Source organism: Acidovorax sp. M2(2025) (assembly GCF_049330835.1).
Classification (GTDB): domain Bacteria; phylum Pseudomonadota; class Gammaproteobacteria; order Burkholderiales; family Burkholderiaceae_C; genus Acidovorax.
Genome location: NZ_CP186262.1, coordinates 1,237,406 through 1,258,114 on the forward strand (window position 1 = coordinate 1,237,406; position 20,709 = coordinate 1,258,114).

At 62.9% G+C, this 20,709-nt stretch carries 15 protein-coding genes; all 15 read left to right on the forward strand.

Annotated elements, in window-relative coordinates:
• The gene (locus ACOYR3_RS05685; protein WP_422845505.1) at positions 1-681 is read left to right on the forward strand and encodes a type 4a pilus biogenesis protein PilO; all 681 of its coding nucleotides are present in this window, start codon (positions 1-3) and stop codon (positions 679-681) included.
• Entirely contained in the window at positions 678-1,220 is a 543-nt protein-coding gene (locus tag ACOYR3_RS05690; RefSeq protein WP_422845506.1) for a pilus assembly protein PilP, read from the forward strand. The genes ACOYR3_RS05685 and ACOYR3_RS05690 overlap by 4 nt, the downstream gene beginning before the upstream one ends.
• Positions 1,217-3,358 carry a type IV pilus secretin PilQ gene (gene pilQ, locus ACOYR3_RS05695; protein ID WP_422845507.1) on the forward strand — a complete coding sequence of 714 codons (2,142 nt, stop codon included), beginning with the start codon at positions 1,217-1,219 and terminating at the stop codon, positions 3,356-3,358. The genes ACOYR3_RS05690 and pilQ overlap by 4 nt, the downstream gene beginning before the upstream one ends.
• Before the next feature lie 23 nt (positions 3,359-3,381).
• Positions 3,382-4,893 (forward strand): Ig domain-containing protein, encoded by a 1,512-nt coding sequence (locus tag ACOYR3_RS05700; RefSeq protein WP_422845508.1) that lies wholly within the window; start codon positions 3,382-3,384, stop codon positions 4,891-4,893.
• Positions 4,894-5,228: 335 nt separating this feature from the next.
• Complete coding sequence (aroB, locus tag ACOYR3_RS05705) at positions 5,229-6,365, forward strand: 3-dehydroquinate synthase (RefSeq protein ID WP_422845509.1); 1,137 nt, start codon at positions 5,229-5,231, stop codon at positions 6,363-6,365.
• A 65-nt stretch (positions 6,366-6,430) separates the two neighbouring features.
• Complete coding sequence (locus ACOYR3_RS05710) at positions 6,431-7,603, forward strand: deoxyguanosinetriphosphate triphosphohydrolase (RefSeq protein WP_422845510.1); 1,173 nt, start codon at positions 6,431-6,433, stop codon at positions 7,601-7,603.
• Positions 7,604-7,667: 64 nt separating this feature from the next.
• On the forward strand, positions 7,668-8,294 hold the full coding sequence (locus ACOYR3_RS05715) for a DUF1415 domain-containing protein (protein ID WP_422845511.1): 627 nt from the start codon (positions 7,668-7,670) through the stop codon (positions 8,292-8,294).
• Positions 8,294-9,232 (forward strand): class I SAM-dependent methyltransferase, encoded by a 939-nt coding sequence (locus ACOYR3_RS05720; protein ID WP_422845512.1) that lies wholly within the window; start codon positions 8,294-8,296, stop codon positions 9,230-9,232. Before ACOYR3_RS05715 ends, ACOYR3_RS05720 begins: the two co-directional genes overlap by 1 nt.
• 3 nt (positions 9,233-9,235) lie before the next feature.
• The gene (locus ACOYR3_RS05725; RefSeq protein WP_422845513.1) at positions 9,236-9,934 is read left to right on the forward strand and encodes a transposase; all 699 of its coding nucleotides are present in this window, start codon (positions 9,236-9,238) and stop codon (positions 9,932-9,934) included.
• Between the two features lie 177 nt (positions 9,935-10,111).
• Positions 10,112-14,845, forward strand: a complete 4,734-nt coding sequence (locus ACOYR3_RS05730) for a glutamate synthase-related protein (protein ID WP_422845514.1) — start codon at positions 10,112-10,114, stop codon at positions 14,843-14,845.
• Between the two features lie 48 nt (positions 14,846-14,893).
• Positions 14,894-16,372, forward strand: coding sequence for a glutamate synthase subunit beta (locus tag ACOYR3_RS05735; protein ID WP_422845515.1), 1,479 nt, complete (start codon positions 14,894-14,896; stop codon positions 16,370-16,372).
• 403 nt (positions 16,373-16,775) lie between these two features.
• Positions 16,776-18,098: an IPTL-CTERM sorting domain-containing protein gene (locus ACOYR3_RS05740; RefSeq protein WP_422846529.1), complete on the forward strand. Its 1,323-nt coding sequence runs from the start codon at positions 16,776-16,778 to the stop codon at positions 18,096-18,098.
• Positions 18,099-18,295: 197 nt separating this feature from the next.
• Positions 18,296-19,093 carry an amino acid ABC transporter substrate-binding protein gene (locus ACOYR3_RS05745; protein ID WP_422845516.1) on the forward strand — a complete coding sequence of 266 codons (798 nt, stop codon included), beginning with the start codon at positions 18,296-18,298 and terminating at the stop codon, positions 19,091-19,093.
• 179 nt (positions 19,094-19,272) lie between these two features.
• Positions 19,273-19,926 (forward strand): amino acid ABC transporter permease, encoded by a 654-nt coding sequence (locus tag ACOYR3_RS05750; RefSeq protein WP_422845517.1) that lies wholly within the window; start codon positions 19,273-19,275, stop codon positions 19,924-19,926.
• Positions 19,907-20,689, forward strand: a complete 783-nt coding sequence (locus ACOYR3_RS05755) for an amino acid ABC transporter ATP-binding protein (RefSeq protein WP_422845518.1) — start codon at positions 19,907-19,909, stop codon at positions 20,687-20,689. The genes ACOYR3_RS05750 and ACOYR3_RS05755 overlap by 20 nt, the downstream gene beginning before the upstream one ends.
• The last annotated feature ends 20 nt before the right edge of the window (positions 20,690-20,709 follow it).

Here is a 20,709-nt window from a genome sequence, read left to right on the forward strand (position 1 = left end):
ATGGCAAAAAAATCAACAAAGCAAATTGATTTCGTTGCCTTGCAGGACAACCTTTCCAGGCAATTTCGAAATCTGGATCCCAAGGACCCATCCCTGTGGCCTGTCCTTCCCAAGGTGCTCCTGTGTGTTTTTATCGCAGTGGCAGTAGCGGCCGTGGCTTGGTTTGCCAAGATCAGTGAATACGAGGATGAACTTGCTGCGGAAGTTGCTAAAGAGCAAACGCTGCGCCAGGACTACCAAACCAAGCTGACCAAAGCCGTCAGCTTGGAGGCGCTGAAAAGGCAGCGCGAGCAGGTCCAGCAGTACGTGATTCAGCTGGAAAAGCAACTCCCCAGCAAGGCAGAGATGGCCGCCTTGCTTTCCGATATCAACCAAGCTGGTCTTGGGCGCAGCCTGCAATTTGACCTGTTCCGTCCGGGGCAGGTGGTCGTGCGAGAGTACTACGCAGAGCTTCCGATCCAAATCAAGGTGACTGGCAAATACCACGATATGGGGTATTTTGCGGCAGATGTTGCTAATCTCTCTCGTATTGTGACTCTGAATAATATCTCCATAGCCCCGCAAGGGAAGGAAAAGGATGGCGCCACGTTGACGATGGAGGCCACGGCGCGGACTTTCCGATACCTTGATCCTGAAGAGATCCAGGCGCAGAAGCAAGCGGTGAAAGGCGCCAAAAAATGATTTCATACAAATTGATTTCGTGGGGGCTCATTTCCGCAGCTTTGGCGGGCTGTAGCCCTTCAGGTGACGAGGAGTTGCGACAGTGGATGGCGGATCTACGGCAAACAACCAAGCCGCGCGTCACGCCACTGACAGAGCCTAAGCAGTTCAAACCTCAGAGTTACCAGATGGAGGGCGGAGTAGAGCCTTTCAATCCACTGAAGTTGACTCAGGTATTGCGTCGAGAGTCCACGCAATCTGCGTCTAATGCTGCACTGATAGCCCCCGAGATGGCTCGCCGCAAAGAGCCCCTGGAGGCATACCCGCTTGACACCATGGCCATGGTGGGTAGTTTGGATAAAAAAGGTATTCCCACTGCACTTCTCCGGGTTGATAAGCTGCTTTATCAAGTTCGAGTTGGTAACTATATCGGTCAGAACTACGGGAAAATAACAAAAATTACCGAAAACTCGATTCAATTGCGGGAGATTGTGCAGGATGCGACCGGCGACTGGATTGAGCGTACTGCATCCCTAGATCTGCAAGAGGGCAAAAAATGAAATATTCAAAAAAGCATATGACCAAAATTTGTCGAATTGCAGTGGGAATGTCTCTCGCGGTCCTTGCGCCGCTGCATGCGATGGCCGAGGCCCTGATTCAGTCCGTCTCTAGCAGCACGCAAAACGGTGTCGATGTGTTGCGCATTGAGTTCAAGGAGCCTTTGCAAGGGATTCCGACCGGTTTTGCCATCCAATCTCCTCCCCGGATAGCCTTGGACTTCCCAAATGCCACCAATGGCAGTGGCAGGAACAGCTTCGAGATGAACCAGGGAAATATTCGTTCTGTCAACGTGGTTCAGGCCGGTGACCGGTCTCGCGTGGTTCTCAACCTCAAGCAATCCACTTCTTACCAGGCCGACATTCAGGGAAATTCCTTGTTGATCTCGCTGGGAACCGTGGCGACGGCTGGGGCTGCGCCGGCCCCCGCACAGTCCCAGGTTTTTGCGGATCCGGGCAGTGCAGATACTCAGACGTTGAAAGACGTGGATTTCCGCAGGGGGGCTGATGGGTCCGGGCGTGTTGTTGTGATGCTGCCGTCAAGTCAGGTGGGCGTGGATATTCGCCAACAAGGCAAGGGATTGGTTGTTGACTTTTTGAAGTCTGCATTGCCTGAGGGGCTTCGTCGGCGCTTGGACGTGGGTGATTTTGGAACACCGGTTCAAGCCGTCACAACGGTCCAGCAAGGTGATCGGGTCCGTATGACCATTGATCCTATCGGAGAGTGGGAGCACAGCGCCTATCAGAGCGATAACCAATTTGTCGTGGAAGTTCGACAGAAAAAAGTCGATTTGAGCAAGCTTACCCAAGGCCCCGGGTACAGTGGGGAGAAGCTCTCTCTCAATTTTCAAAATATTGAAGTTCGCTCACTTCTGCAAGTGATTGCAGATTTTACGAATTTCAATATCGTCACGTCTGATACTGTTACAGGTTCGCTGACCTTGCGACTCAAGGATGTTCCTTGGGATCAAGCCCTCCAGATCATCATGGAGGCCAAGGGCTTGGGCATGAGAAAAACCGGTACTGTTTTGTGGATCGCTCCTAAGGACGAAATAGACGATCGTACCAAGAAAGACTATGAAGCTGCTCTTGCTATTCAAAAGTTGGAGCCATTAAAGACTCAAGCGTTCCAGATGAACTATGCCAAGGCTGTGGATATGGTAACGCAGCTCACCTCTTCCGGGGGAGGTGGTGGTGGAGGTGGAGGAAACAAATTCCTTTCTGAACGGGGTAGCGCGATCGCAGAATCTCGGACCAATCAACTATTTGTAACCGATACGCCGAGCAAGCTGGAAGAAGTGCGCAAGTTGCTCGCGACATTAGACGTGGCGGTCAGGCAGGTCATGATTGAGGCCCGAATTGTTGAAGCTTCCGATACGTTTGGCAGGTCATTGGGTGTCAGGCTGGGGGGCACGGATTTGCGCGCCAATCGCGGAGGTACGGGTGGTTACAGCCTTGGAGGCAGTAATAGTGTCGTTTTTGGGACAAGTTATGGAAACGCTGTGGCCTCTTCGGGCGCTGGCGGAGCTACCAATACAACTGGCAGCTTCGTCAATTTGCCGGCTCAGGCACAGGGTGGTTTTGATCCTGCGAGTTTTGCGATCTCCATTTTTAATTCTGCCGCTAATAGATTTCTGAACCTCGAGATTTCGGCAATGGAGGCTGATGGGAAGGGTAAGATTGTGTCGAGTCCTCGGGTTGTGACAGCGGATCAGACCAAAGCTTCCATTGAACAAGGCACGGAGTTTCCTTATCCTGTTACAGCTCCGAACGGGGGGACCGTGATAGCCTTCAAGAAGGCTGTTTTAAGGCTCGAGGTTTTGCCTCAGATTACTCCAGAGGGCAATATTATTCTTGATTTGGATGTCAATAAGGATAGTCCGGGGGAGATTCTGCAGAACGTGCGCGCTATTAATACGAAGCATGTTAAGACGCAGGTTTTGGTTGAAAATGGTGGTACGGTGGTGATTGGTGGAATTTTTGAGCTCTTCGAGGACGATGCGGAAGCTAAGGTGCCCTTTTTGGGGGATATTCCGGGTGTCGGAAATCTGTTTAAAACTAGAACGAAGCAGGCAAATAAGCAAGAAATGTTGATATTTATTACGCCTAAAATAATCGTCGATCGCACGGTGGCGCGATAGTTAATTTTTGATTGGGATGACAAATGCTGAAGATTGCTAAATTTTTACCCTTCGTGCTGGCGGGCGTTTTGTCTGCCTGTGGCGGTGGTGGTGGCAGTGCGGGTGATACCCAGGAAAACTACACTATTACCCTCCGTTCAGAGAAGAGCCAGCTTCCTCTGAATATAGCAATGGTGGGGGCTGGTATGGGGGCATACCGTCCTTACACCACCACCTTGTATGTTGAGGCCCGCAAAGGAAGCCTGCCGATACCGGGGGGGGAGAATATTTTTGGTTGCAATCTTGCGGGTGGCTTGGATTCGGGTGCGCTTTATTATTTGGATGGAAAGCCGGAGCATGAGGTCGAAGTAGATGGCCCGAACGGCACCAAGATTAAAGTCCCCGCTGCATATCGGAACATTACGCTAGGCTCTAACGCTGGCGGAAATTCCTTTCACTTCCACGCTGGCGACCAGGCTGGAACTGCGCGTATTACCTGCTCTGTGAACGATCCGCGCGACAACCAGCAAAAGTCGGCTAGCGTGACGATTTCTGTGGGGGGGACGACTGGTAAACCTGCGAGCGTCGTGATCGAGGCGGCAACTCCGGGTTACCTCGGGACGAAAAACAGTACCGACCCGGACCTTCGCAACCAGATGGGAATTCAGGCGTTTGTCATGGATGACGCCAACCAGCCCACTGCGAGCTCTTCGGGCGCCAATGTGCAGGTCCGTATTCTGTCGGGAACGGATGCCGGGGATAGCGCCCGCCTGGTGGCTGGTGCGCAAAGCGGTAGCGTGCTGCAGTTGCCCTCTATTGGCGGCGTTGCAACTTTTACGCTGTTGAGCGGAACTGAAACGGGCCGGATCTTTTTGGAGCTGACCTCGGATCGTTTTGACAACAACGTGAGCAATGGCATTACCGACCCTATCACTACTATCCGGGCAGTATCGGTATTGGAAGCGTTGACCAGCCCGATGGTTTTGGCGGACGTGGACTTGGGTGACGTAACGAAGGAAGTTCCCTTTACCGCGTTGTTGACTGTTACGGGTGGGTTGCCACCGTATTCCTGGTCTGTGACTGGCCTGCCGGCCGGCCTTTCGATTGACTCCAGTTCTGGGATGATCAGTGGCAAGGCCAGCAAGGATGCTCAGGAACGAGAGTACCGTGCAACCGTCACAGTCGTCGACCGGAACAAATTGGCGGCAACGGCGACTGTGCGGTTGAAGTTGGTGGGCGGCCTTCCAGAAGACTTTGCGATCGGCGATTGCAACTCCAATACGGTGTGCTCGCTGGGTTCTGCGCCTGTTGGCGTGAACTTCACGTACTCCTTCGTGTCCTCTGTCAGTGACGTGACTTGGAAATTTACGAGCTTGCCGGCTTGGCTGACGAGTGGTACGACGGGCTCAGCAGGGGTTATCAACGGTGTGCCCAAGGTGGCGAACTGCGGCCCGCAGCAGTTCATTGTTACGGCAACCAAGGGGGCCGCTACCGTGACCCGCCGGTTTAGCATCACGGTGGTAAGCGGGAGCACTCCAGAGTTGCTCTGCCCGTAAAGGGGTCTGCCGCGGTGGCTGCCGATAAGCGCGGCCACCACGTCACACCAAAAGTCCCTGGCGTGCCAGGGACTTTTTTTATTGTGGATTCGCACCGCTGAGGCCTGCGTGAAATTGCTTTCCGTACCCGGGCGAAGCGATACCACGACCAATCCTGGCGCTGGGCCGCAGCGCAGCCAAGCGAGGGGCCGGCGTTCATTGACGTGAACGGTGCGCGCCTTGAGCCTGGTTCCTGGTCAGGGCGGCCCACTGCGTTTGCAGTGTCCGAACGGTTGCTCCGCGGCCACACCACAGGTTCCAGGCACAATGAGCAAGCGCGGCGGGCAGCCCGCCCGATGCCCAAAAGAAATCTCCCACGCACCATGCCATCAGCAGTCCAAGAAGTTTCCATTTCCCTCGGCGAGCGCAGTTACACCATTGCTATTGGCGGCGGTTTGCTGGCCGACCCGACCTCTTACGGCGGACTGCCCAAGGCGAGTGCTGCGCTCATCGTGAGCAACACCACGGTGGCGCCGCTGTACGCGCAGGGACTGCGGGACGCGCTGGCTCCGCATTACGCGGCGGTGCATGAAGTTCTGCTACCCGATGGCGAAGAGCACAAGACCTGGCAGACTCTGCAAGCGATCTTCGACACGCTGCTGGAACGCGAATGCGATCGCAAGACGGTGCTGTTTGCGCTGGGCGGTGGGGTGGTGGGCGATATGACGGGGTTTGCCGCGGCCTGCTACATGCGGGGCGTGCCGTTTGTGCAGGTGCCGACCACGCTGCTGTCGCAGGTGGACTCATCGGTGGGGGGGAAAACCGGTATCAACCATCCGCTGGGCAAGAACATGGTCGGCGCGTTTTACCAACCGCAGCGGGTGGTGTGTGATCTGGATGTGCTGCGCACGTTGCCGGCGCGCGAGTTCAGTGCCGGGCTGGCCGAGGTCATCAAGTACGGCCCGATTGCCGACATGCAGTTCTTCGAGTGGCTGGAGCAGAACATGGATGCGCTGATGGCCCAGCAGTCCGGTGCACTGGCGCATGCCGTGCGGCGCAGCTGCGAAATCAAGGCGGCAGTGGTCGGGCAGGATGAACGGGAGTCCGGCCTGCGCGCGATCCTGAACTTTGGCCACACATTTGGCCATGCCATCGAAGCGGGCATGGGGTACGGCGCGTGGCTGCATGGCGAAGGGGTGGGGGCCGGGATGGTGATGGCCGCGGAGCTGTCGTGCAGGCTCAAGTTGGTGGACCCGGCCTTTGTCGCCCGCCTCACGGCACTGATCCGCCGGGCGGGGTTGCCCACCCGGGCGCCGGTGCTCGATGGCGCGGACAACGCAGGTCGCTACCTGCAACTGATGCGCGTGGACAAGAAGTCCGAGGCCGGGGAGATCCGTTTTGTGCTGATCGACGGGCCGGGCCAGGCGGTCGTCCGGTCCGCGCCCGACGCTGACGTACGGGCGGTGATCGACACCTGTTGCGGCGGCAACTAATTTCCAATTGGATGCTATTAAAATAATAGCTGTTTGCGCTTGGTGCATAAGCGCTAGAGGCAAATTTGAGCATTGATTCCGATCTGGCGGCGTGTGCGTGCCACCCCGGGGCCTCGCGGGGCCGGCGGTATGCCGAAGTGCCCGCACCCACGCGCACCGAGTACCAGCGGGACCGGGACCGGATCGTGCACTCCACGGCGTTCCGGCGCCTGGTCTACAAGACGCAGGTCTTTCTCAACCATGAGGGAGACCTGTTCCGCACGCGGCTGACCCATTCGCTGGAGGTCGCGCAGCTGGGGCGTTCGATTGCACGGTCGCTGCAGATCAATGAGGATCTGGTGGAAGCGGTCTCGCTCGCGCACGATCTGGGCCACACCCCTTTCGGGCACGCGGGGCAGGATGCGCTGCATGCCTGCATGGCGGACCACGGCGGCTTCGAGCACAACCTGCAGAGTCTGCGCGTTGTGGACACGCTGGAAGAGCGCTACCCCCACTATGACGGCCTGAACCTTACGTTCGAGACGCGCGAAGGCATCCTCAAGCACTGCTCGCGGGCGCACGCCCAGCAACTGGAAGAGGCGGAGCCCGGCGGCGTCGGGGCGCGCTTTCTGCGCCGCGAACAGCCGAGCCTGGAAGCGCAGCTGTGCAATCTTGCCGACGAGATTGCGTACAACGCGCACGATATCGACGACGGGGTCCGGTCCGGGCTGATCACGCTGGGGCAATTGCAGGAGGTGGCTCTGTTCGACCGCTACCGTGCCGCAGCGCTTGCCGAACACCCGGATCTGGCGAGTCCGGCGCGCCAGCGCAGGCTGCTGTACGAAGCGATACGGCGGATGCTCAGCGAGCAGGTGTACGACGTGATCAGCGCCACGCAGGCAGCGCTCGAAGCGCACCGTCCGCGCAGCGTGCAGGCGGTGCGCGAGTCTCCGCCGCTGGTGATGTTCAGCGACGCCATGCGCGCGCGGTCGCTGGAGCTCAAGCGGTTTCTCTTCAAGAACCTGTACCGCCACCCGCGGGTTACCGAAACCACGGCCCGTGCGCGGGAGGTGGTGCGGGACCTGTTTGCGGCCTACACGGCGGCCCCGCAGGAAATGAAGCCCGCGTTCGCGCAGCGTGCGTGCGCAGACGACGGTCCCCTGAGGGCGCGGGCGGTGGCGGATTTCATCGCGGGCATGACGGACCGCTTCGCCGCGCGCGAGCACGAGCGGCTGACAGGGCGCCGGCTTCTCGACTGAGCCGCCACCCCAGAGGGGGAGGGCGCCGTAAAATCGGCCGCTTCCCCCTCTGCAACTCCCCCTCATGACCACCACTCTCCCTGCAGCGCAGGCCGCCCCGGGCGAAGCCGCTGCGCCGTTTGTCCGCGATACCGTTCGGTGGCTGGAGCGCGCTGTGATTGGGCTCAACCTGTGTCCTTTCGCAAAGGGGGTTCATACCAAAGGGCAGGTTCACTACGCCGTGACGCTGAGCGACGACCCGGCCGAAGTCCTGGCGCTGCTGCGCAGCGAGCTGAGCGCACTGGCGGCTGCACCGGCGGAGGTCCGGGACACCACCTTGCTGGTGCTGCCCAACTGCCTGCAGGATTTTCTGGACTTCAATGATTTTCTGGAGGTGGCCGAGGCACAGCTGGACGACCTGGAGCTCGATGGAACCCTGCAGATTGCCAGCTTTCATCCGCAATTCCAATTTGCCGGCACGGCGGTGGACGATGTGTCCAACTGCACCAACCGCGCGCCGTACCCCACGCTGCATCTGCTGCGCGAAGACAGCATTGACCGGGCGGTGGCCGTCTTTCCGGACGCGGAGATGATTTACGAGCGCAACATCGAGGTGCTGCAGTCCTTGGGCATGTCCGGGTGGACGGCCCTGGATGTGGGGCCCACCCCGCCGGAGCTTCCTGCGTCCGGGCCGTCCCAGGGGAAAGTTTGATGAGCCGCACCAAGTCCCCCCACACGGCTGCCCGTGGCAATCCGCAGGCCAAGCCCGCCCCGGCCGATGCGCCGCAGCTTTTGGAGCTGCGCCCCGGACAGTCGGTGGAATTGCTCAAGGAGCTGCACATCCTCACGCGCGAGGGGCGCCTCAACCAGGATTCCCGGCGCAAGCTCAAGCAGGTCTACCACCTGTTCAATTTCATCGAGCCCCTGCTGGCAGAGCTGTCCTCGGACGACCATGCGCCAACGCTGGCGGACCACGGCGCAGGCAAGTCCTACCTGGGCTTCATCTTGTACGACCTGTACTTCCGGGCCCTCGGGCGGGGGCACATCTACGGGGTGGAAACCCGGCTTGAGCTGGTGCAGCGGTCGCGCCAGCTGGCGCGGCACCTGGGCTTTGACCGGATGTCGTTCCTGGCCGCCTCGGTGGCCGAGTCGGCGGACATGAACGAGCTGCCTGCCCAGATCGACGTGGTCACCGCGCTGCACGCGTGCGACACCGCCACCGATGACGCCATCGCGTTCGGCCTGCAAAAGAAGGCCCGCGCCATGGTGCTGGTGCCATGCTGCCAGGCGGAAGTCGCCGCGTGCCTGCGCCAGGGCAAAGCGCTGCAACTGGCCCGCACGCCCCTGGCCGAGCTGTGGCGCCACCCGCTGCACACCCGCGAACTGGGCAGCCAGATCACCAACGTGCTGCGGTGCCTGCACCTGGAAGCCAGCGGCTACCAGGTGACGGTGACTGAACTCGTGGGCTGGGAGCACAGCCTCAAGAACGAACTCATCATCGCGCGGTTCACGGGGCAGAAGAAGCGCAGCGCCGCGGAGCGACTGCGGGCCATCCTGGCAGAGTTTGGCCTGGAGACATCGCTGGCAGCGCGTTTCGGCCTGCACCTTGGGGACGGGACGGCTGCTGCCGGGGTTGCCACGGCGGGCTGATCCATGGCCCGACTGCCCCGACTGACCCTGCCGGGCCATCTGCACCACATCCTCCAGCGGGGCAACAACCGGCAGCCCATCTTCGCGGACCGCGAAGACTATGAAACCATGCTGGCCCTGCTGGCGGACAACGCGCCCCGGCATGGCATCGCCGTTCACGCCTATGTGCTCATGGGCAACCATTTCCACTTGCTGGCCACGCCGTCCACCGCCGAGGGGTTGCCGCAATGGATGCAGGCCGTGGGGCGGCGCTACGTGCAGTACTTCAACCGCCGCCATGGCCGTACAGGCACCCTCTGGGAAGGCCGCTACCGCTGCGCCATCCTGGAGCCGGAGCGCTACCTGCTGCCCGCCATGGTGTACCTGGACTGGAACCCCGTGCGGGCTGCTCTGGTAGCCCAGCCTGCAGACTACCCCTGGTCCAGCCACGCCCACTGGGTGGGGCTGCGCAACGACCGGCTGCTGACGCCCCATGCGCAGTACTGGGCCCTGGGCAACACCCCCTTTGCGCGCGAGGCCGCCTACGCCCAGCGGGTGCAGGCCGGCATCGGCACGGCCGAGCAGCAGGCGCTCACGGATTCAGCGCTCGGTGGCTGGGCGCTGGGCACGCCGGAATTTGTGGAGGCCCTGCAGCAGCGCACGCCCCGCCGGGTGGCGCGCGGCCGGGCGGGGCGTCCCCCGGCGGCCCGGCCATCGGAATAGGGCCGGGCCGCGCGCGGTCTCGGGGCGCTCTGCGGCTCTTTTTAATGTGTCCCCAATAAATATTTCTGACAATCCTTGTTGGGCTTAATTGAGATCCGACCCCAATTAATTCGCTTGCCAAAGCATGTTGCAATGCACTAATCTCCCACTCCCTGCGAAAAATATGAGGAGTGCGCCATGACCACGGCTGCCGAGATCCAGCATCTGCAACAACACGGTTTGTATTCATCGGGCAACGAGCACGACGCCTGCGGGCTGGGCTTCGTGGCCCACATCAAGGGCATCAAGCGCCACGACATCGTGACGCAGGCGCTCAAGATCCTGGAGAACATCGATCACCGTGGTGCCGTGGGGGCCGACAAGCTCATGGGCGACGGCGCCGGCATCCTGATCCAGATTCCGGATGCCCTGTACCGTGAAGAGATGGCCAAGCAGGGCGTGACCCTGCCCGCCGCCGGCGAATATGGCGTGGGCATGATCTTCCTGCCCAAGGAGCACGCCTCCCGCCTGGCCTGCGAGCAGGAGATGGAGCGCGCCATCAAGGCCGAAGGTCAGGTGCTGCTGGGCTGGCGCGATGTGCCCGTGAACCGCGACATGCCCATGTCGCCCACCGTGCGCAAGAAGGAGCCCATCCTGCGCCAGGTGTTCATCGGCCGCGGCAACGACGTGATCGTGCAGGACGCGCTGGAGCGCAAGCTGTACGTCATCCGCAAGACCGCCAGCGCCAACATCCAGGCCCTCAAGCTCAAGCACAGCAAGGAATACTACGTTCCCTCCATGTCCAGCCGCACCGTGGTCTACAAGGGCCTGCTGCTGGCGGACCAAGTGGGCACCTACTACCTGGACCTGCAGGACGAGCGCTGCGTCTCGGCCATCGGCCTGGTGCACCAGCGCTTCTCCACCAACACCTTCCCCGAGTGGCCGCTGGCCCACCCCTACCGCTATGTGGCGCACAACGGTGAGATCAACACCGTCAAGGGCAACTACAACTGGATGAAGGCGCGCGAAGGCGTGATGGCCTCGCCCGTGCTGGCGTCCGACCTGCAAAAGCTCTACCCCATCAGCTTTGCCGACCAGTCCGACACGGCCACGTTCGACAACTGCCTGGAGCTGCTGACCATGGCCGGCTACCCCATCAGCCAGGCCGTGATGATGATGATCCCCGAGCCCTGGGAGCAGCACACCACCATGGACGAGCGCCGCCGCGCCTTCTATGAATACCACGCCGCCATGCTGGAGCCCTGGGACGGCCCGGCTTCCATCGTGTTCACCGACGGCCGCCAGATCGGCGCCACGCTGGACCGCAACGGCCTGCGCCCCTCGCGCTACTGCATCACCGACGACGATCTGGTCATCATGGGTTCCGAATCGGGCGTGCTGCCCGTGCCCGAGAACAAGATCGTGCGCAAGTGGCGCCTGCAGCCCGGCAAGATGTTCCTGATCGACCTGGAGCAGGGCCGCATGATCGACGATGACGAGCTCAAGGCCAACATCGTCAACACCAAGCCCTACAAGCAGTGGATCGAGAATCTGCGCATCAAGCTCGACAGCATTAAGGCGGGTGCCGAGGCGTCCACGCCTCAAGCCGCCGCGCTGCCCCTGCTGGACCGCCAGCAGGCCTTTGGCTACACGCAGGAAGACATCAAGTTCCTGATGGCCCCCATGGCCAGGAACGGCGAGGAAGGCATCGGCTCCATGGGCAACGACAGCCCGCTGGCCGTGCTCTCGGGCAAGAACAAGCCGCTGTACAACTATTTCAAGCAGCTGTTCGCCCAGGTGACGAACCCGCCGATCGACCCGATCCGCGAGGCCATCGTGATGTCGCTCAACAGCTTCATCGGCCCCAAGCCCAACCTGCTGGACATCAACCAGGTCAACCCGCCCATGCGGCTCGAAGTGAGCCAGCCCGTGCTCGACTTCGCCGACATGGCCAAGCTGCGCCACATCGAGAAGCACACGCAAGGCAAGTTCAAGAGCGTGACCATCGACATCACCTACCCGCTGGGCTGGGGGCGTGAGGGCGTGGAAGCCAAGCTGGCGTCGCTGTGCGCGCAGGCCGTGGATGCCATCAAGGGCGGTGCCAACATCCTGATCATCAGCGACCGCGCCGTGAGCGCCACGCAGGTGGCCATCCCCGCGCTGCTGGCGCTGTCCGCCATCCACCAGCACCTGGTGGGCGCAGGCCTGCGCACCACAGCCGGCCTGGTGGTCGAGACCGGCACGGCCCGCGAAGTGCACCACTTTGCGGTGCTGGCGGGCTACGGCGCCGAGGCCGTTCACCCCTACCTGGCCATGGAAACCCTGGCCGAGATGCACAAGGAGCTGGGCGGCGATCTGTCGGCTGAAAAGGCCATCTACAACTACGTGAAGGCCATCGGCAAGGGCCTGTCCAAGATCATGTCCAAGATGGGCGTGAGCACGTACATGAGCTACTGCGGCGCCCAGCTGTTCGAGGCCATCGGCCTGAACTCCGAGACCGTCGGCAAGTACTTCACCGGCACCGCCAGCCGCGTGGAAGGCATCGGCGTGTTCGAGATCGCCGAAGAAGCCATCCGCATGCACAAGGCTGCGTTTGGTGACGACCCCGTGCTCGAAACCATGCTGGACGCCGGTGGCGAATACGCCTGGCGCGCCCGTGGTGAAGACCACATGTGGACGCCCGATGCGATCGCCAAGCTGCAGCACAGCACGCGCGCCAACAACTGGAACACGTACAAGGAATACGCCCAGATCATCAACGACCAGAGCAAGCGGCACATGACGCTGCGCGGCCTGTTCGAGTTCAAGATCGACCCGTCCAAGGCGATCTCGATCGACGAAGTCGAGCCCGCCAAGGAGATCGTCAAGCGCTTTGCCACCGGCGCCATGTCGCTGGGCTCCATCTCGACCGAAGCCCATGCCACCCTGGCCGTGGCCATGAACCGCATTGGCGGCAAGAGCAACACCGGCGAAGGCGGCGAAGACCAGCGCCGCTACCGCAACGAACTCAAGGGCATCCCGATCAAGAAGGGCGACACCTTGAAGAGCGTGATCGGCGCCGAGAACGTCGAGGTCGACCTGCCCCTGCTGGACGGTGACTCGCTGCGCAGCCGCATCAAGCAGGTGGCCTCGGGCCGCTTTGGCGTGACGGCGGAATATCTGTCGTCGGCCGACCAGATCCAGATCAAGATGGCCCAGGGCGCCAAGCCCGGCGAAGGCGGCCAGCTGCCTGGCGGCAAGGTCTCCAACTACATCGGCAAGCTGCGCCACAGCGTGCCGGGCGTGGGCCTGATCTCGCCCCCGCCGCACCACGATATCTACTCCATCGAAGACCTGGCGCAGCTGATCCACGACCTGAAGAATGTGGCTCCACACGCCGATATCAGCGTCAAGCTGGTGTCCGAAGTGGGCGTGGGCACCATTGCCGCAGGCGTGGCCAAGTGCAAGAGCGACCACGTCGTGATCGCCGGCCATGACGGTGGCACGGGCGCTTCTCCCTGGTCGTCCATCAAGCATGCGGGCGGCCCCTGGGAAATCGGCCTGGCCGAGACCCAGCAGACCCTGGTGCTGAACCGCCTGCGCGGCCGCATCCGCGTGCAGGCCGACGGGCAGATGAAGACCGGCCGCGACGTCGCCATCGGCGCGCTGCTGGGCGCCGACGAGTTCGGCTTTGCCACGGCCCCGCTGGTGGTCGAGGGCTGCATCATGATGCGCAAGTGCCACCTGAACACCTGCCCCGTGGGCGTGGCCACGCAAGACCCGGAGCTGCGCAAGAAGTTCTCGGGCAAGCCCGAGCACGTGGTGAACTACTTCTTCTTCATTGCCGAAGAAGTGCGCCAGATCATGGCCCAGCTGGGCATCCGCAAGTTCGACGACCTGATCGGCCGCACCGACCTGCTGGACGTGCGCGCCGGCGTGGAGCACTGGAAGGCCCGCGGCCTGGATTTCAGCCGCCTGTTCGCCCAGCCCGCCGTGCCTGCGGACGTGCCCCGCTTCCATGTGGAAAAGCAGGACCACAACATCGACCACACGCTGGACCGCAAGCTCATCGAGCGCAGCAAGCCCGCCATCGAAAAGGGCGAGCGCGTGCAGTTCATCGAAGTGGCGCGCAACGTGAACCGCTCGGTCGGCGCGATGCTGTCCGGCGCGGTCACCCGCGTGCACCCCGAAGGCCTGCCCGACGACACCATCCGCATCCAGCTGGAAGGCACGGGCGGCCAGTCGTTCGGCGCGTTCCTCACCCGCGGCATCACGCTGTACCTGATCGGCGACGCCAACGACTACACCGGCAAGGGCCTGTCGGGCGGCCGCGTGATCGTGCGCCCCAGCATCGACTTCCGCGGTGACGCGGTGCGCAACACCATCGTGGGCAACACGGTGATGTACGGCGCCACTACGGGCGAGGCGTTCTTCAGCGGCGTGGCCGGCGAGCGCTTCGCAGTGCGCCTGTCGGGCGCCACGGCGGTGGTGGAAGGCACGGGCGACCATGGCTGCGAATACATGACGGGCGGCACCGTGGTGGTGCTGGGCAAGACCGGGCGCAACTTCGCGGCCGGCATGAGCGGCGGCGTGGCCTACGTCTACGACGAGGACGGCCAGTTCGACACCCGTTGCAACATGGCGATGGTGACGCTGGAGCGCATCCTGCCCGCCACCGAACAGGAGGCCACGGTACCGCGTTCCATCTGGCACAACGGCCAGACCGACGAGGCCCAGCTCAAGAAGCTGCTGGAAGACCACAACCGCTGGACCGGCAGCAAGCGCGCGCGCGAACTGCTGGACAACTGGGCCGCCTCGCGCAGCAAGTTCGTCAAGGTCTTCCCGACCGAGTACAAGCGCGCGCTGGCCGAGATTTATGAACGAAAAGTGCTGGAGGAGTCCGCTACACCAGCGGTAGCTGCTACCAAAAATGCAGCGGTTCCTGCCAAGTAAGGCCACGCCGCTCCCCTTCGCACAGCATTCATAGACAAGGACATCGTCATGGGAAAAACCACGGGCTTCATGGAGTACGAGCGCATCGAAGAGGGCTACAAGCCCGTCGCGGAGCGCCTGAAGCACTACAAGGAATTCGTCATCGGCCTCGATGACGGGCAGGCCAAGCTGCAGGGCGCCCGCTGCATGGACTGCGGCACGCCGTTCTGCAACAACGGCTGCCCGGTCAACAACATCATTCCGGATTTCAACGACCTGGTGTACCACCAGGACTGGAAGAGTGCGTGGGCCGTGCTGGACTCCACCAACAACTTCCCCGAGTTCACCGGCCGCATCTGCCCCGCCCCCTGCGAGGCGGCTTGCGTGCTCAACGTGAACAACGACCCGGTGGGCATCAAGTCCATCGAGCACGCCATCATCGACCGCGCCTGGGAGCACGGCTGGGTGCAGCCGCGTCCCGCCAAGCACCAGACCGGCAAGAAGGTCGCGGTGGTGGGCGGCGGGCCGGCCGGCCTGGCCGCAGCCCAGCAGCTGGCGCGCGCCGGCCACAGCGTGACCCTGTTCGAGAAGAACGACCGTGTCGGCGGCCTGCTGCGCTACGGCATTCCCGACTTCAAGATGGAGAAGTCGCACATCGACCGCCGCGTGAATCAGATGGAGGCCGAAGGCGTGGTGTTCCGCACGGGCGTGTTCGTGGGCGCGGCCAAGGACGGCCTGGGCAAGGGCTCCAAGGTGACCAACTGGGCCAAGGAAACCGTGACGCCCGAGCAGCTGCACAAGGAGTTCGACGCCGTGCTGCTGACCGGCGGCGCCGAGCAGTCGCGTGATCTGCCCGTGCCTGGGCGCGACCTGGACGGCATCCACTTCGCCATGGAGTTCCTGCCGCAGCAGAACAAGGTCAACGCCGGCGACAAGCTCAAGGGCCAGCTGCGCGCCGATGGCAAGCACGTCATCGTGATCGGCGGCGGCGACACCGGCAGCGACTGCGTGGGTACCAGCAACCGCCACGGCGCTGCCAGCGTGACGCAGTTCGAACTGATGCCCCAGCCGCCCGCCGAAGAAAACCGCCCGCTGACCTGGCCCTACTGGCCCATCAAGCTGCGCACCAGCTCCAGCCACGAAGAAGGCTGCGAGCGCGAATTTGCCATCTCGACCAAGGAATTCCTGGGCGAGAAGGGCAAGGTCACCGGGCTCAAGACGGTGCGCGTCGAATGGAAGGACGGCAAGATGGTGGAAGTGCCCGGCAGCGAGCAAGTCCTCAAGGCTGACCTGGTGCTGCTGGCCATGGGTTTCGTGAGCCCGGTGGCCGCCGTGCTGGAGGCCTTTGGCGTGGACAAGGATGCCCGCGGCAACGCCCGCGCAACGACCGACTTTGACGGCGGCTACGCCACCAACGTGCCCAAGGTGTTCGCCGCCGGCGACATGCGGCGCGGCCAGAGCCTGGTGGTCTGGGCCATCCGCGAAGGCCGACAGGCTGCGCGGGCCGTGGACGAGTTCCTCATGGGCTATTCGGACCTGCCCCGCTGACCCACGTCGGCATCTGCAAACGGCGCCCTGGGGCGCCGTTTTGCTTTGTCCGTGCGTTCCTGCTTGCGGGCTGAATCGCGCCGGGTGCCCAAAATAAGTCTTGATGTTCGGCGCCTTCCACGGCAGAGTCGCCCCCGTTGCCACGGGCCAATGAATTCATCAAGAGAGGGAACCGATGCGAACTGGAATTAACGCCGGGAAACCGGGTGTGTGGATGTGGGCACGCCTGCCGGCTCCGCCGAGGGCTTTTTTTGCTGCCACGCTGGGGATGGTGCTGGCGCTGGGCGCCTTGCCCGCGCTTGCGGCCCCTCCGCCCGCCCCGGTGGTCCTCACACCGGCGAATGGCCTCCGGACTTCCAATCCTCAACCCCCTGCCACCGGCACGGCCGTGGCCTCTGGTTCCGTGACGGTGTACCTGGACGGCGCGCCGACGGGGGCGGTGACCGTCGACGCGGCCGGTAACTGGTCCTTCACACCTGTGGTGCCTCTGGCGGAAGGGTCCCACACGGTGTTTGCGACCGTGGAACTTGGTGGTGAGACATCTCCCAATTCCAGCATCAATACCTTCATTGTCGACACCCTGGCGCCGGACACTTCGCTCACTTCTGTTCCTCCCGCTTTGACGAGCAGTTCCAGCGCCACTTTTGCGTTCAGCAGCAACGAGGGGGGTGTGAGCTACGAGTGCAGCCTGGACGGCTCGGCGTTCCTGGCCTGCGGCACGCCGACCAGCATCACCGGGCTTTCGGATGGGACCCATACGCTGGCGGTACGCGCCATAGACGGTGCCGGCAATCTGGACCCGACCTCGGCCACTTACACCTGGACGGTGGACACCGCTGCGCCGGACACAGCGATCGTCACAGCGCCTCCAGCGCTGGCGAACAGTTCCAGCGCCAGTTTTTCGTTCAGCAGCAATGAGGGGGGCGTGAGTTACGCGTGCAGCCTGGACGGCTCGGCGTTCCTGCCCTGCAGCACGCCAAGCAACATCGCCGGGCTCTCGGATGGGTCCCATACGCTGGCGGTGCGTGCCACGGACGGCGCCGGCAATGCGGACCCGACCCCGGCCACTTACGCCTGGGCGGTGGACACCACTGCGCCGGACACCACGATCGCCACGGCGCCTCCCGTGCTGGCGAACAGTTCCAGTGCCACTTTTACGTTCAGCAGCAACGAGGGCGGCGTGAGCTACGCGTGCAGCCTCGACGGCGCGGCGTTTGCGCCGTGCAGCACGCCTGCCACCTTCGCGGGGCTTGCGAGCGGGGCGCACACTTTGGCCGTGCGTGCCACGGATGGTGCCGGCAATGTCGATGCCACCCCGGCCTCCCATGCCTGGACGGTGGATGTGGTGGCCCCGGCGCCACCGGTCATCAGCGCGCCTGCTGCGGGGAGTTCGATGGCGGCCCTCGCGGCGGTTTCGGGCAGTGCAGAAGCGGGCAGCATGGTCGCCGTGTTCATTGACGGAGCGCCCGTGGGAACCGTGACCGCCTCCGGGGCGGGCGCATGGTCGTGGACACCGCCAGCACCGTTGGCGGCGGGTTCCCACACCGTGCATGCCACCGCCACGGATGCCGCAGGCAACGCCTCGGCGGCGTCTGCGGCCGTCAATTTTTCCATTGGGGTGGTCGCGGCGCCTGCGGCCGTTCCGTCGTTGGGGGCGTGGGGCTTGCTGGGGCTCACCTCCCTGCTGGGGCTGTGGGGGCTTGGCGCGCTTCGACGCAAAGGTTGAGGGTCCCTAAAAAGCTGCCTGCGTCTTTGCTTGGTGGTCGTTCTTTGCTATTGAAAAGTTCTTTTTTTGCGCTGGCCGCCCTGTCTTTGCACGCCCGTTCGGTGCGAATGGGGTGAAAGCACGGGCTTCGGTGGGAAAATCAAGGGTTTTCCCTGGGGCGCCCCGCCCCGCCTTTTCAACTTTCGAGAACCGCCACCATGAAGAAGATCGCCGCCGTTGCCCTGCTGTCGCTGGGTGTCCTGCTGGCCGCATGCTCCAAGCAGGAGAGCGCTCCCGCCGCTGCGCCCGCGCCAGCACCTGCCGCCGCCACGAAGATCGTTGTCGGCCTGGACGACAACTTCCCGCCCATGGGTTTCCGCGACGACAAGAACCAGCTGGTCGGCTTTGACATCGACATGGCCAAGGAAGCCGCCAAGCGCCTGGGCCTGGAAGTGGAGTTCAAGCCCATCGACTGGAGTGCCAAGGAAGCCGAACTGTCGGGCAAGCGCGTGGACGCGCTGTGGAATGGCCTGACCATCACCGAAGAGCGCAAGCAGAACATCGCCTTCACCGCGCCCTACATGGAAAACCACCAGATCATCGTGGTGCCCGCCGGTTCGGCCATCAAGACCAAGGCCGATCTGGCCGGCAAGGTGGTCGGCGCGCAGGAAGGCTCCAGCGCCGTGGACGCCATCAAGAAGGAAGACGCCGTCTTCAAGTCGTTCAAGGAATTCAAGACCTTCGGTGACAACGTGACCGCCCTGATGGACCTGACCACCGGTCGGCTCGAAGCGGTGGTGGTAGACGAGGTGGTGGGCCGCTACTACGTGGCCAAGAAGCCTGACGCCTATGCCGTGCTGGGCGACAACTTCGGTACCGAGGAATATGGCGTGGGCCTGCGCAAGGACGACACTGAACTGCACGGCAAGCTTGAAAAGGCCCTGGCGGACATGAAGGCCGACGGCGCCGCCGCCAAGATTGCCGAGCAGTGGTTCGGCAAGAACATCATCAAGTAATAAAGGTACAACCCCCTGAGCGGCCTTGCCGCTTCCCCCTTCTGTCGCATCGCTGCGCGATGCGACAGAAGGGGGGCAACGCCAGCGCGGCGGGGCGGCCCTTGCGCGGCGTCCGCTGATCTGGGCCGCGCCAGTTGCACACGCCGCGCGTCGTGCAATTGCCGAACTGTTCTGACTGCATGGATTACGTTCTTTCACTTCTGGGGCCGCTGGCGCAGGGCGCGACGGTCACGCTGAAGCTCTTCGCGATCACGCTCGTGCTCGCCGTGCCGCTGGGCCTGACGCTGGCGCTGGCCCGGCTGTCGCGTTTCAAGCCGCTGTCGGGGGCGGTCAATGGCTACATCTGGCTCATGCGGGGCACGCCGCTCATGCTGCAGATGCTGTTCATCTATTTCGCGCTGCCCTTCGTTCCCGTGATCGGTGTGCGCCTGCCCGACTTTCCGGCCGCTGTGGTGGCGTTCGCGCTGAACTACGCGGCGTACTTCGCCGAAATCTTTCGCGCCGGCATCCAGTCGGTGGACCGCGGCCAGTATGAGGCCGCCAAGGTGCTGGGCATGGGCTACGGCCAGACCATGCGCCGCATCGTGCTGCCGCAGATGGTGCGCAGCATCCTGCCGCCCATGAGCAACGAGACCATCACCCTGGTCAAGGACACGTCCCTGATCTACGTGCTGGCCCTGAACGATCTGCTGCGCGCCGCGCGCGGCATCGTGCAGCGCGACTTCACCACCACGCCCTTCATCGTTGCCGCGGCCTTCTATCTCGTCATGACCCTGGTGCTCACCTGGGGCTTCCAGCGCCTGGAGAAACGCTATGCCAAGTTGGACCAGTGATGCCACGCCGATGATGGTGGCGCGCGATGTGCACAAGGCCTTCGGCCCGACGCAGGTGTTGCGGGGCGTGTCGCTGCAGGTCGCGCGCGGCGAGGTGGTGGCCATCATCGGCCCCTCGGGCTCGGGCAAGAGCACCTTCCTGCGCTGCCTGAACCACCTGGAGACCATCGACAGCGGCCACGTCGCCATCGAGGGCGAGGCGCTGGCCGCCACCGACGCGCAGGGCCGTTGCACTTATGTCACCGATGCCGAGGTGCGCCGCATCTGCGCCAAGACCGGCATGGTGTTCCAGCACTTCAACCTGTTTCCCCACCTCACGGTGCTGGAAAACCTGATCGAGGCGCCCATGGTGGTGCGAGGCCTCGCGCGCGACGCGGCGGTGGCCCGGGCCGAGGTCCTGCTGGCCAAGGTGGGCCTGTCGGCCAAGCGCGACAACTATCCGTCGCGCCTGTCCGGCGGCCAAAAGCAGCGGGTGGCGATTGCGCGTGCGCTGTGCATGGAGCCTGACATCATGCTGTTCGACGAGCCCACCTCGGCGCTGGACCCCGAGCTCACGGGCGAGGTGCTCCGCACGATGCGCGAACTGGCCGAGGAGCACATGACCATGCTGGTCGTCACCCACGAAATGGGCTTTGCACGCGAGGTGGCGAACACGGTGGCCTTCATGGACCAGGGCGAGCTGGTGGCTGCCCGGCCCGCCGCGGAGTTCTTTGCCGACCCGGGCCACGAGCGGGCGCGGGCGTTTCTGCAGCATATGCTCTAGATGGAACAAAATGGGCTGTA